Consider the following 13096-nt stretch of genomic DNA (forward strand, 5'->3'; position numbering starts at 1 on the left):
TCCCCAACGAAGCGGACCTGTGATGACCCTGACTCCCGTTCGATTGCACAGCTGGTTGCGCCTGCAGCGCGAGGGTGTGTCGCTGGCCGCCCGGGCTGATGCGTTGTGCCGTGCATTGCAGGAATGTCCCGAGGTGCGCCGGGCGGTTTATTTGAGTTGGCAACCCACTGCGCGGATTTACAGCCACGAGGGCGCCGCCCAGCATTTCCCTCCGGGCCTGGGTGACCCGTCGCTGGCCAGCGATCAGTTGCTGTTTGATCGATTGGTCGAGGCGGGGCGCCTGGATCTGGCGCAAGTACGGCAACTCGATTGCTGGTTGTCCGGTCGATTGCGTCGGGCCGCCATCAGCCATGGCCAGGTGTTTGATCTGGCCTTGCAACCGGGGCAGCCGGGGTTATTGCTGGTGGAAGTGTGCGAGGGCGTGAGTCTTGATTGGCTGGGTTGGGTGCAGGACTTGCTGACGACGTTGCTGAGCAGCGTCAACGGTATGCTGCGCGGCTCGCCGCTGTTGGGCCACGATCCGCAACCGAGTCTGTTGCTCGATGCGCAGGGCCGGCCGCTGGAGTTCAATGCCGCGCTGTTGGCACTGCTCGCCGAAAAGCCGCTGACCGATGTGCTGGGTTTTTTGCCGGTCAATCACCGGGTGCTGGTGCGCGCCTGCCTTGACCAGCAACGCGCTATCGAGGTGGTCGAGGCCCAGTTCGAAGCGCAGATATTGATCTGGACGTTTATCCCCGATCCCCAGGACAACCGCGTGCTCGCCCGTTGCCGCGATGCCACGGCACAAGTGCTGGCCAAGCGTGAAGCGGCCACGGCACGGCGGCTGTACCGGCTGATCATCGAGAACACCACCGACCTGATTTCCAGGCATACACCCGATGGGCGCTTTCTCGATGCTTCCCCGGCGTCCTGGACATTGCTCGGCTACTGGCCGGAGGAGTTGCGCGGGCAAATGGCCCAGGGCTTGTTCCATGGTCAGGACCTGGCCAGCCTGGTGCAGCGTGCGCGGGATGCCCTGGAGCAGGACGGTTATCACACGATGACATACCGCATTCGCCATCGAGACGGGCATTACCTGTGGTTCGAAACCGCGAGCCGGGCGATTCGTGAAACCTACACCGGGACGGTGGTCGAAGTGGTCAGCGTCTCCCGGGACATTACCGCCAGGGTGCAAGCCGAGGAGAACAAACGGCGGCTGGCGGAAGTCGTCGAAGCCAACACCGATCCGGTGTTGTTCATCGACCCTGAAGGGCAGGTCACTTACCTCAATCCAGCGGCACGACGCATCCTCGGGATCGACGAGCAACAACCGATGCCAGCCCTGGCGCAATTGTTCGCCAGCAGCGACCTGGCACGTCTACAGCGAGATGGCTGGAGCAGCGCCGAACGCGACGGTGTCTGGAGCACCGAGGCGCGGTTGCAGCCACCGGGTGGCGGCACTTCCGTGCCGGTATCGCTGGTGCTGCTGGCGCACCGTTCGGCCGGCGGTGAGCGCTATTACTCCTTGGTCGCACGGGACATGACCGAGCGTGAACTGCGTGAGGTGCAACAGCGCCGTCATCAGGACGAACTGGCACACACCGCGCGGTTGGTCACCCTGGGTGAATTGGCCTCGGGCATCGCTCACGAAATCAACCAGCCGTTAGCGGCGGTGGTCAATTACGCCAACGCCAGCCAGCGCTACTTACAGACGCTGGATTCCAATCCCCAGGCCGCCGAAAGAGTGGCGCAAGGGCTGGAACGCATTACCCATCACGCCACGCATGCCTCGGAAGTGATCAGACGTTTGCGGGCGTTTCTGCGCAAGGGACAACGCCGGATGCAGGCCCTGAACTTCACCGACGTCGCCCGCGAGGCCGTGCGTTTGTGTGCCTGGGAGGCGAGCAATTGCCAAGTGACAATCGAGGATCGACTGCCGGATAATCTGCCGCCGATTTACGCCGACCGGGTGCTGCTGGAGCAGGTCCTGCTCAATCTGTTGCGCAATGCCATCGATGCCAACCGCGAACGACACCCGGGGCAGCCGTCATTGATCGTGATGGCTGCGGGGCAGGGCGGTGGTGCAACCGTGGAAATCAGTGTGCAAGACCAGGGGCCAGGCGTCAGCGAGCCGGAACTGGAGCAGATATTTACCCCGTTCTATACCAGCAAGGCCGATGGTCTGGGACTTGGCTTGTCCATGAGCCGCAGCATCATCGAAGGTTTCGGTGGCGAGTTGCAGGCCCGACGCCAACCTGTCGGGCTGCTGATGTGTTGCCGTTTGCCGCTGGCCGGCCCAACAAAACAACAACAGGAATAACGTAATGGCAGGTGTGACGGAGCACGTGGTGTATGTGGTCGACGATGACCAAGGCATGCTCGATTCAACGGTCTGGTTATTGGAGTCGGTAGGGCTCAAAGCCTTGCCGTTTACCAGTGGCGTAGCGTTTCTCAGTGCCTGTGATGCCACGCTCGATGCCTGCGTGCTGCTCGATGTTCGCATGCCCGGCATGGGCGGTTTGAACGTGCAGGAAGAAATGCGCGTACGTGAGCTGAACCTGCCGATCATTTTCGTCAGCGGGCACGCCGATGTGCCGATCGTGGTCCGCGCTTTCAAGGCAGGCGCCCATGACTTCATCGAGAAACCCTACAACGAGCAATTGCTGCTGGACAGCGTGCAACAGGCGCTCAGCAACTGCGCGGCCAGCCGCTCAGGCAATCAGGGACACGAAGAACTGCAGGCGCGTTTGCTCACACTGACCCCACGGGAGCGCGATGTCTTGCTGCCACTGGTGCAGGGTTACACCACCCGTGAAATCGCAGAACAACTGGGCGTGAGCGCAAAAACCGTCGACCTGTATCGCTCGCGGGTGATGAAACGCATGCAGGCCAATACCTTGCCGGATCTGGTGGGCATGGCCATCGCCGCTGAACTGGTCGATCCGCTCAAGCTGCGGTGATTTCTCGCGTTTTCTATTGAGCGTCTATGCCGGGCTAACCGATCTCATACCTTTGCAGCGATCTGCAGGGAGGCAGCAATGGTGCCCACGTCCAGCTCCGAGAAGGCGTTCACTCGCAGCCTGCTTGACGTCCTGATTCGTGCCGGGCTGATCGCCATTCTGGTGCTTTTCTGCTTCGAGATATTCAGCCCGTTCCGCGACCTGATGCTGTGGTCGCTGATCCTGGCGATCACCCTTTATCCCCTGCAAGAGCGGCTCAAGGGGCCGTTGGGTCAGAAAGAGGGGCGTATTGCGACGCTGATTGTGCTGGTCGCCATCGTTATTCTCATGGTGCCGATCTATCTGTTGGGCACCTCGATTGCCGACTCGGTCGAGCACGCGATAAGCGTGGTCAAGGACGGCGGTTTCCATATTCCGCCACCGGCCGATTCAGTCGCCGATTGGCCATTGGTCGGCAAACCCCTATCAGGCTTCTGGCTGCAGGCTTCAACCGATCTTCCCGGTCTGACGGAGAAGTACGTACCGCAGATCAAAGGCGTCAGCCTGACATTGTTGGGCAAGCTTGCCGGCGTCGGCATGGGCTTCCTCACCTTTATCTTTGCGCTGATCATCGCCGGCATTTTCATGGCCCATGGCGCGAGCGGCAGCCGCAGTGCGGTCGAGATCGCGACCCGCGTCAGTGGTCCGGGCAAGGGGCCGAAAATCGCCGAGCTGTGTACCGCGACGATCCGTGCGGTCGCGCTGGGGGTGGTCGGCATTGCCTTCATCCAGATGCTGCTGGTGGGCCTCGGTTTCGTGCTCAAGGGTGTTTCAGGTGCCGGTCTGCTTGCCTTGGGGGTGCTGCTGCTCGGCATCATGCAATTACCGGCAACGCTGATTACGCTGCCCGTGATTGCGATTGTATTCGCCACCGAGGGTGCCAGCACGGCGACCATCGTCTTCGCCATCTATGTCTTCGTTGCCGGCCTGGTGGATAACGTACTTAAACCGTTGCTGTTGGGGCGCGGTGTCGATGTGCCGATGCCGGTGGTGTTGATCGGTGCCTTGGGCGGCATGGTCACCAGCAGCATCATCGGACTGTTCATCGGCCCGGTGGTGCTTGCGGTCGGCTATCGGTTGTTCTGGCAATGGGTGCGGGATCAGCCGCAGGACACACCGAACGTCCCGCCGACGTTATGACTGCCTGGGCTTGCGCTAGCATGAAAGATGTTCAGGCCGCTCGCCCTGACGAGAGAGGGTTGAATCATGACCATCCATGCCTGGGAAAAACTCTACCTCGATGACCTGAGCCTGGGTCAGGTGTTCGAAAGCGACACCGTTCGAGTCGAACGAGCGGCGATGTTGGCCTTTGCTCAAGCGTACGATCCGCAACCTTTTCACCTTGATCCCGAGGCCGCCGGCTTGAGCCTGTTCGGTGCGCTGGCCGCCAGTGGCTGGAACACGGCGGCGTTGACCATGAAACTGCTGGTTGCCAGCGTACCGCTGGCGGACGGGATCATCGGCCTGGGCATCGAGTTGAGCTGGCCGACGCCGACGTACCCGGACGATCTATTGCGTCTGCAATGCACCGTGCAGGCCATCGAACCGTCCAGCTCCAAGCCAGACCGGGGCGTGGTAACCCTGTTCATGGAAACACTCAATCAGAATGACAAGGTCGTGCAGCGAGCAACCGGCAAACTGCTGGTATTCAGAACACCGCCGCCTGATTGAGAGGCTAATCATGGGTGTGTGGAGCGCGCATGATGGGTGAGGCCATCTCACTGAATAGATGAGCGCGTTCTCTGTCGATTGCAGGGACCCGGAGGAGGCGTCTTGAAACCATTCCTGCTCAGACCTAGTGCCTCAACGCTGAACATGTTGCGTCAAGCGTGCCTGCAACGCCGTGATGCTGTGCCGCCGACGTTAACCGAAAAAGCGCTCATCCCCGGCATTCCAGATGCTCGCTACTGGCTGGACCAGGACCTGACTCCGTTCATTCGGGATGTGAGTCAGGCCAATCTGCGAGAGGCCGAGGCGCTCGCCAGCGCAGGGCTGCCGAACGATACCCTGCCGCTGGCAAATATGCTGGCCGTTTCGGGGGGCGGTGACGCAGGCACATTCGCGGCGGGAGTAATTACGGGATGGACCGTGCATGGGACTCGACCCGTGTTCAAGATCGTCACGGGCATTAGCGCTGGTGCCCTGGTTGCCCCGTTCGCGTATCTGGGGCCTGAGTATGACGGCTTCATTCTGCGTATCTGCCACGCAATCGGTCCAAAAGACGTTTTCCGTTCGCGCAATGTGCTGACCCGTCTTGCCAGCGACGGCATAGCGGACAGCAAGCCCCTGTCGCGACTCATTGCAAAGTACGTCACTGCCGAGACGCTGGCGGCGATCGCGCTGGAATACGCCAAAGGACGACTCCTGATGATCGGCACAACCGACCTTGATTCAGCGCGGCCCGTCACGTGGAACATGGGCGCTATTGCCGCAAGCGAAGCACCAGGAGCGCTTCACCTGTTTCGCAACATCATGGTCGCGTCGATGAGTATTCCCGGCGCCGTCTCACCGGTCATGATCGATGTGGACGTTGACGGCCAACAGTTTCAGGAAATGCACGTGGACGGAGGCGTCCTTACTCAGGTGTTCCTTTACCCTCCAGGCACCGTGATGGCGCTGAACCGCGTGACCGGGGCGCGTTTGCGTGATGAACGGCATTTCTATGTCATTCGCAACGGCAAACTGGAGCCGCAGTGGTCTGGAACGAAGCGCCGCACCTTGAGCATCGGCGGTCGAGCCATCAGCGCATTGATCCAGACTCAGGGGATCAGCGATCTGGATCGTATTTACCGAATTGCGCAGCAGGATGGGGCGGACTTCAATTTGGCGTACATCGGCGCCGATTTTGATATTTCTCGCAATCATAAATTTGATGGCGAATACATGAAGCGCTTATTCGATTACGCCTTTCAACTCAGCGCGAAAGGCTATCCGTGGCATAAATCGCCGAATACGTGAGAGAGGCGCAGTCCGACTTCTAAGCCGAACGCGTATAGATTTCACTTATAGCCACAGCAAGATTCAGTATTATTTTTTCGCAAAGGAAGGTGTTCCACTCCCGCTATCAGTACACGCGGGAGGGCGATTTATGTTTCTTGTGACGGGGCAGGATGATGAGAAAATCAACAAACACTGGATGAGTTGTGTGGTACCGAGACCGATCGGCTGGATTTCCACACTCAGCAAGGACGGCGTACCGAACCTGGCGCCGTACAGCTTCTTCAATGCGCTGTCGGAGAACCCGCCGATTGTCGTTTTTGGCTCCAATGGTCGACATGCTCACGGCGCAAAAGATACGGCCAGAAACATTCTCGATACCGGTGAGTTCGTCGTCAACATGGCCACCTATGACCTGCGCGTTGAAGTACGGGCATCCAGTGAAGCAGCACTGCCTGAGGTCAATGAGTTTGATCGGGTGGGACTCGAATGTGAGGCGTCTTCGCTGGTAATGCCTCCGCGCGTTAAAGCATCGCCTATACACATTGAGTGCGTGTTGCTGAAGGCTATCGAGCTACCCTCGGAGATTGAGGAAAACCTGCTGATCATCGGCCGGGTTGTCGGCCTCCATATCAACAAAACCTGCCTCACCGAAGGACGTATCGATCTCTCCAAAGTCCGACCATTGGCCCGGCTCGGTTACGGCCAGTTCTCAACGATCGGCGAGCCTGTTAAAGGCGTTGCCTGAGGAAGTGGGCAAATTCTCGCGCCAGCTGCGAGGGCTCTTCCTGGGTGGGAAGCAGTAGGGCGATCTCGTATTTGATCACCGGCGAGAATGGCTTCAGGACCAGATTCCTGGTGAAGGGCAGGCTGACTACCGGGTCGATGATCCCGACGCCCACTCCGGCGCAGACCAGTTCGCAGGCCGTGGAGAAGAACTCTGTCTCGGCCACCACGTTCCAGGATGCCCCGCACGCCGAAAAAGCCATGGCCAACTGCTGGTAGATCGGGTCACCCTTGAACAGCGAAACGAAAGGCATGCCATCCAGGTCAGCAGGCGTAATCACGTCCAGTTCTGCGAGGGGGTGGCCGATCGGCACCATGCACTGACATTCGTATGAAATCACCTCCATGTTCGAGGACGGGTAGTCGAGGGGCAGTTCGGCGATGGCCAGGTCGAATTGCTGCGTCGACATCAGCTCACGAACAGACTGGGAGTTGCGAGTGATGATTTTGAGCTCAAGCCCCGGACGCTCTTTCGCGAATTCGGCCATCAAGCGTGGCAACAGGTTGATCGAGATACTGGCGTAGGCGGCAATTGCCAGGTGACCGCGTTTCCCGGTCCGAATCTCCTTGGCGATGCGATTGGTTTTCTCCACCGCCTCCAGCGCTCGTTCCGCCTCGACAAAAAATAGCCGGGCTTCGGGGGTGGGTTGCAGTCGACCGCCTTTGCGCACGAAGAGTTTCAGGCTGGTCTCGTGCTCCAGATTGGCAATGGTGCTGCTAATGGCCGGTTGAGAAATGCCCAAAAGCTCCGCAGCACGGGTCATCGTCCCGTGGATCATCAAGGTTCTGAAGCACTCAAGTTGCCGAATTCGCATGGGTCACCCTATAGATTTCACTTATACAGGGGCGACTTTATATTATTGGTTTGAGGTTTTCCTCTGTGTTTTCCTTTACGGCAGGTACCCGGCCTGTAGGCCATCAGCCCTGCAAGAGGAGAACAACACAACATGACTGCAATTACGTCCGTTTACCCTGGTGAACTGGTCCGCTTGCCTGCCCGGCGTGGTGTAGCGATCCAGTTGAAACGGGGTCAAACCATCAAGCTTATCAACACCCATGGCAAGCAGGTCGTCGACACCTGGGCATTCAACCCGGACGACCTCTGCGAGGCCATGTCGATGGAGCACAGTCGTCCCTTCTGGTTGAAGCTCAATCCTCGGCAAGGTGACAGCCTCGTCACCAACAAGCGCCGGAAAATCCTGACACTCATCGAGGACACCTCACCGGGTATCCACGACACGCTGGTGGCCGCTTGCGATCCGACGCGCTATGAGCAACTGGGCGTTATCGGTCATCATGACAGCTGCAACGAAAACCTGTTTCTGGCCCTGGATGCCATCGGCCTGGTGACGCCTGAAACGCCGAGCCCGCTGAACCTGTTCATGAATGTGCCGGTGCATCAGGATGGGCGCATTGAGTTCGCGGCGCCGGTCAGTGAACCTGGGCAATACGTATCCCTCAAGGCTGAAATGGATGCGATCGTGGTCTTTTCCGCCTGTCCGCAGGACATTACTGCTGTCAATGGAATGCGGCCCCAGGACGTTCACTACAGCGTCACCTGACGCCAGACAACGCCTGCCGGTGGATCGTGTCTGCCGGCAGGACACTGAATCCGTCGCTATCAAAGACGGGTACCCGGAGTAAGCCATGCGCAAAATACCCCCATTGAATTCCGTGCGCGCGTTTGAGGCGGTCGCACGGCACCAGAGTTTTTCTGCGGCGGCCAACGAACTCTCTGTGACGGTCGCTGCGGTCAGTCATCAGGTCCGGCAGTTGGAAGAGGGGCTGGGACAGAAGCTCCTTGAGAGGGGCCGGACGGTGACTCTCACCCCTGCCGGTAAAACGATCTATCCGCTATTGCGCGACGGCTTTGACCAGATTGCCCAGGCGTTTGCCCTGATAGGTGCGCCCAAGGAGGGGAATGCCATTCAGGTCTCCACCACGCGCGCGTTTGCCGAGCGATGGCTGATGCCTCGCCTGGCTAAGTTCAACGGGATTTATCCAAACATCGTGGTGCATATTCATGCCTCGGAGAAGATCGTGGATCTGCGATCCGAGACGGTCGATCTGGCCATTCGGTACGGGCCGAGCGAGGCAGACAGGCAGGGGCCGGTGTTGTTCGACGATGAGTACATCGCCGTGGCGGATCAAAGCATTTGTCCCGTCGACCGCCATCCAACGATCAGCGACTTTTACAACCGCTCCTTGCTGGCGTTCAAATGGAAGAATCAGGCGCTGCAGGCACCTTCCTGGTCCGCGTGGCTGGCCCGGGTCGAGCACGATACAACCCGGGATTTCCGCATCTCCTGGTACAGCGAAGAAACACTGGCCCTGCATGCGGTAGAGCGGGGATTGGGGCCGCTGCTGTGCAGCAATGTGTTGATTGACGATGAGCTTCGCTCGGGTCGTATGCGTCGAGTGGCGGGACCGACCTTGCCAGGTTTCACTTACCACCTGATAGAGGACACAAGGACCAATCCGCGCCGCAGTCTTTCGTTGTTTCGGGACTGGCTCCTGAGTGAAGCGAAATCGTTTAGGGAAACGGCTCTGAATGACCATTCAGGCAGTCGGCTGGCGCTCACTTCCTGACAGGGCCGCCTCTATCGCCAGACAGGCACTGAGCAGTTTATCGTCGCGACCTCGCGTTGTGGAAAACAGGGTTGAGGTGGCAAGACCGACGCTATCCTTGCCAGACGGAATGGCCACCCCCGGCATGTCCAGCAAACTGCCAATCATGGTGAGCGACAGAGTCTCGAGATTGACGGCAGCAAACAACTCGTCATCGTTTTCCAGAGGAGCCATCGGCGGCGCGACGTGTTTCACCGTTGGCATGACCAGGATGGCGCCCTCAAGCTCATGCTCCATCGCAGACATCAACTCAAGGCGCAGACTTCGAATCCTGGCTTCGGCCTCAGTATCGATAAGCTTGGCCGAGCGAAGACGAGCACGCACGCGTCTGTCCATCCGGGAACCCAATGGGCCTTCCACGACCTCGCCCAAGAGACGCCAGGCTTCTATCGCCCCCAACCAACCCGTTCGGGCAATCAGCTCGCGTGTGCGAGTGACGGCGGCGACCGGACGGCGCTCGACATGTGCTCCAATTACACGAAGCAGCGACATCATCGATTGCAGATTTTGTCGTACCGCTGGCTGTAACGCTGGATCAGACATCACGCCGTCGTCGACGACAAAGCGCAGGCCGGTAAGGTTGGCGGACTGGATGGCCGCTTCTTTGAGACCCCGCATCGCTGCGTCGAACGCCACGCAATCCGCCACGGTATGGGCAAAAGGACCCAGACTATCGAGCGTAATAGCGAGAGGGTGCACACCCGCCATGCTGTAACGTCCCGTCGATGCCCTGTAGCCAACAAGGCCATTGAATGCCGCCGGGATACGAATGGAACCCGCTGTGTCAGTGCCGATGGCGCTGGTGACGATACCCCTCTGAACCGCGATCGCCGAACCTGAGGAGGAACCACCTGGAACCCGGGCGTCGTCGACCTGAATGTCAGCGGTTGGCGTACCGAAATGAGGGTTCAACCCCAGGCCCGAATACGCGAACTCAGTGAGGTTGGTTTTACCGATCGGAATCATCCCCAGTGACGCCAGCGCGCCGATGACCACGGCATCCTCAAGCACGATCGGCGCGTCGATCCGGGTGATGGAGCCTGCGGTTGTCCGGCTACCGGCAACATCCAGCAGATCCTTGGCGGCGTAGGGTATGCCGTCAAAAGGGCTCAGGGTCGCACCTTGACGCCAGCGCTCGGTCGACGCTTTGGCTTCACTGATTGCCCGTTGATCGATGACGGAAATGAACACGTGTTCCGAGGCCCTGGCCGCGGCCAACGCGGCCTCGATCAACTCATCAGGTGTCGTGAGGCCTTGTTTCAATCGCTTGGCGGTTTCCAGCATCGTGATCATGGTTGCTCCGATTGGGTGGGCGACTGTACCTGGCAGTCAAGCGGGCGACAGCTCGCTTTGACGCTCTTCAATCAACTGCTTGACCAGCACTGGAACGGCATCGAACGCATCGGCGATGGAGGCCTCATGGCGAGCGTCACCAAACTCTTGGTAGTCGATGGAGATGACGTGGGTCTCATTCACGCCAAGATAATGCGCGCAGGTCTGGATGTGCGTGTCCAGGTGGTTCATCTTTTCGCGAACGCCGCCCGGGCCAAATCCAAACTCGCCCCGAGAAGACAAAATCACCAGTTTCTTGCCGCTCATGATGGGTTCCAGGGGGTAGTCGCCGCGAGCCAGATCAAACGTGAAGGTCTTGCCGATACGAATCACTTTGTCGAACCACGACTTGAGGGAGGCTGGCATACCGTAGTTGTACATCGGGGCGCCCATCACGATGACATCGGCCCGATCGATCTCATCGATCAACTCGTCCGAGAGCCGGGTCTCCTCGCGCTTTTCGGGCGTCATGTGCGCCTCGGGTGTAAAGACCGCGGCAATCCAGGCCTCAGTCACGAAAGGGGGAGGGTTGTGCCCTACGTCGCGGACAATGACTTGGCTCTTGTCATCTTGTTCAATCCAGGCCTCGACAAATGCTGTCGACAGTTTGCGGCTCAGGGATCGATCGGTTCGTGCGCTGGCATCAATGTGAAGAATAGTGGTCATGGGGCGCTTCCTGTTAAGCCAGAGGCGGGATTACCTCGGCGACTGAAACAAGTGGGCCACGAGCACCGATGATTCAGCTATTGATATTTATTTGAGCTGTGTCAAATAAAACTCAACAAGCGAGTTTTATTTGTTAATGAGACTTTAAAGTTGTTTTGTTTGATGTTCGGGGAGGATGTTACATGTCTCGGCAAGCTGCACAATTTATGTTTTCTCAACATCACAATATTTCTAAAACGTCTTTTAGTTATTATCAATTACGTAAAAGTACGTAGCTCGCTTTAATGGTTCGGGGCGATACAAGTGGTCGCCGCTCAGCGAGGAAAATAATAATGTCAACGCGTCGTGATTCTGAAAATAGCGTAATGAACGAGGTCAATTATGATGCATTGGGCATTGAGCCAGTGCCTGATAGCCATCGTACTTCAAGCCCGTTGGACCAGTTCTGGATCTGGGCTGGAGCGAATGTGGCGCCCATCAATTGGGTGCTGGGTGCCATTGGTATCCAGTTGGGCTTGAGCCTGATTGAAACCCTGCTGGTAATAGCGGTCGGCAATCTGTTGGGCGCCGCATTGTTTGGCGGCATCTGCCTCATGGGGCACCGCACGGGGGTGCCGCAAATGGTGCTCTCGCGGTTGGCGTTCGGTCGGCGCGGCGCCTACCTGCCCACTATCATGCAAGTGCTGATGCCCATGGGATGGGTGGCCACAAACACCTGGATCGTCCTTGATCTTGCGGTTGCCGCCCTGGAAAAAATCGGTATTAGTGGTGGGATGGAGCTCAAGTACGGCATTGCGTTGGTCGTGATGTTTATCCAGGTCGGCATCGCTGCCTGGGGCTTCAACGCCATCAAGTGCTTCGAGCGCTACACCATGCCGGTGATACTGCTGATCATGGTCGTAATGACCGTGCTGGCCTTCACCCACGTGGACATCCAATGGCACGCCTCGACTACCGCAGGCATCAGCAAACTTTCGGCAATGAGCAGCCTCATGACCGCGATAGGCATTGGATGGGGCATTTCGTGGCTGGTATACGCTTCGGATTACACCCGTTTTACCCAGAGCAAACTGTCTGACGGCCAGGTATTCCGGTCGACCTTCCTTGGCATGTTCCTGCCCACCGTCTGGTTGGCATTTCTCGGCGCTACCATCGCTTCTGCGGGTGGCGGCTCGGACCCTGCGCAACTCATCATTGCGGTGTTTGGCACGATGGCGCTGCCGGTACTCCTTGTGCTGTTACATGGCCCGGTCGCTACGAACATCGTTGTCATCTATTCGGCAGCACTGGCAACGCTGTCTCTGGATATCCGCGTTCCACGCTGGGTTGTTTCGATGGTCTCCGGGGTGGTCGCACTGTTCATCCTCTACCTGTTCCTGCAATCCGGCGAGTTTGTGCATGCCTTTGAAAACCTGATGGTCTTCTTTGTGGTGTGGATCAGTCCGTGGGCCGGTATCACTCTGGTCGATTTCTTCCTGATTCGTCGTGGTCAAGTCGATCTGAAATCGCTTTATTGCCATCACTCTGAAAGTGCCTGCAGCGACGTCAATTGGCGAGGCGTGTTTGCACTTGCAATAGGTGTGCTGGCGGCGTGGTTGTTTCAAGTGGGAACCATTAAATCGCTGCAAGGGCCACTTGCCATGGCACTGGGTGGGATTGATTTGTCATGGTTGGCGGGATTTGCTGTGGGAGGTGGCGTTTACTACCTGTTGCACCGCTCACGGCGAATAGAAGTTACCCAGTCATCAGTCCTGGTGAAGTAAAAATAA

At 58.4% G+C, this 13096-nt stretch carries 12 protein-coding genes; 9 read left to right on the forward strand and 3 right to left on the reverse strand.

The window, feature by feature from the left end:
* The first annotated feature begins 22 nt into the window (after positions 1-22).
* The 6 genes from QK293_RS14725 (at position 23) to QK293_RS14750 (ending at position 6663) form a co-directional block, all read left to right on the forward strand.
* Complete coding sequence (locus QK293_RS14725; RefSeq protein ID WP_282378077.1) at positions 23-2299, forward strand: PAS domain S-box protein; 2277 nt, start codon at positions 23-25, stop codon at positions 2297-2299.
* 4 nt (positions 2300-2303) lie between these two features.
* Entirely contained in the window at positions 2304-2939 is a 636-nt protein-coding gene (locus tag QK293_RS14730; RefSeq protein ID WP_282378080.1) for a response regulator transcription factor, read from the forward strand.
* A 78-nt stretch (positions 2940-3017) separates the two neighbouring features.
* Positions 3018-4118 (forward strand): AI-2E family transporter, encoded by a 1101-nt coding sequence (locus QK293_RS14735; protein ID WP_282378082.1) that lies wholly within the window; start codon positions 3018-3020, stop codon positions 4116-4118.
* A gap of 66 nt (positions 4119-4184) precedes the next feature.
* Positions 4185-4649: a MaoC family dehydratase gene (locus tag QK293_RS14740; RefSeq protein WP_282378085.1), complete on the forward strand. Its 465-nt coding sequence runs from the start codon at positions 4185-4187 to the stop codon at positions 4647-4649.
* 102 nt (positions 4650-4751) lie between these two features.
* Complete coding sequence (locus QK293_RS14745; protein ID WP_282378088.1) at positions 4752-5936, forward strand: patatin-like phospholipase family protein; 1185 nt, start codon at positions 4752-4754, stop codon at positions 5934-5936.
* A 130-nt stretch (positions 5937-6066) separates the two neighbouring features.
* Positions 6067-6663 (forward strand): flavin reductase family protein, encoded by a 597-nt coding sequence (locus QK293_RS14750; protein WP_282378090.1) that lies wholly within the window; start codon positions 6067-6069, stop codon positions 6661-6663.
* Here the strand turns inward: QK293_RS14750 and QK293_RS14755 are convergent.
* Complete coding sequence (locus tag QK293_RS14755; RefSeq protein ID WP_282378094.1) at positions 6647-7516, reverse strand: LysR substrate-binding domain-containing protein; 870 nt, start codon at positions 7514-7516, stop codon at positions 6647-6649. The genes QK293_RS14750 and QK293_RS14755 overlap by 17 nt on opposite strands.
* Positions 7517-7648: 132 nt before the next feature.
* On the opposite strand from QK293_RS14755, the gene QK293_RS14760 reads away from it, so the two are divergent.
* Together QK293_RS14760 and QK293_RS14765 are read left to right on the forward strand one after the other, a co-directional pair.
* Positions 7649-8263, forward strand: a complete 615-nt coding sequence (locus QK293_RS14760; protein ID WP_282378097.1) for an urea carboxylase-associated family protein — start codon at positions 7649-7651, stop codon at positions 8261-8263.
* A gap of 85 nt (positions 8264-8348) precedes the next feature.
* The gene (locus QK293_RS14765) at positions 8349-9290 is read left to right on the forward strand and encodes a LysR family transcriptional regulator (protein WP_282378099.1); all 942 of its coding nucleotides are present in this window, start codon (positions 8349-8351) and stop codon (positions 9288-9290) included.
* Here the strand turns inward: QK293_RS14765 and QK293_RS14770 are convergent.
* Both QK293_RS14770 and QK293_RS14775 read right to left on the reverse strand, forming a co-directional pair.
* Entirely contained in the window at positions 9261-10622 is a 1362-nt protein-coding gene (locus QK293_RS14770) for an amidase family protein (protein ID WP_282378102.1), read from the reverse strand. The genes QK293_RS14765 and QK293_RS14770 overlap by 30 nt on opposite strands.
* 36 nt (positions 10623-10658) lie before the next feature.
* Positions 10659-11327 (reverse strand): NAD(P)H-dependent oxidoreductase, encoded by a 669-nt coding sequence (locus QK293_RS14775; protein ID WP_282378104.1) that lies wholly within the window; start codon positions 11325-11327, stop codon positions 10659-10661.
* A 332-nt stretch (positions 11328-11659) separates the two neighbouring features.
* On the opposite strand from QK293_RS14775, the gene QK293_RS14780 reads away from it, so the two are divergent.
* Complete coding sequence (locus QK293_RS14780; protein ID WP_282378107.1) at positions 11660-13090, forward strand: cytosine permease; 1431 nt, start codon at positions 11660-11662, stop codon at positions 13088-13090.
* Positions 13091-13096: the final 6 nt, after the last annotated feature.

Source organism: Pseudomonas sp. AL03 (assembly GCF_029960815.1).
Classification (GTDB): Bacteria; Pseudomonadota; Gammaproteobacteria; order Pseudomonadales; family Pseudomonadaceae; genus Aquipseudomonas.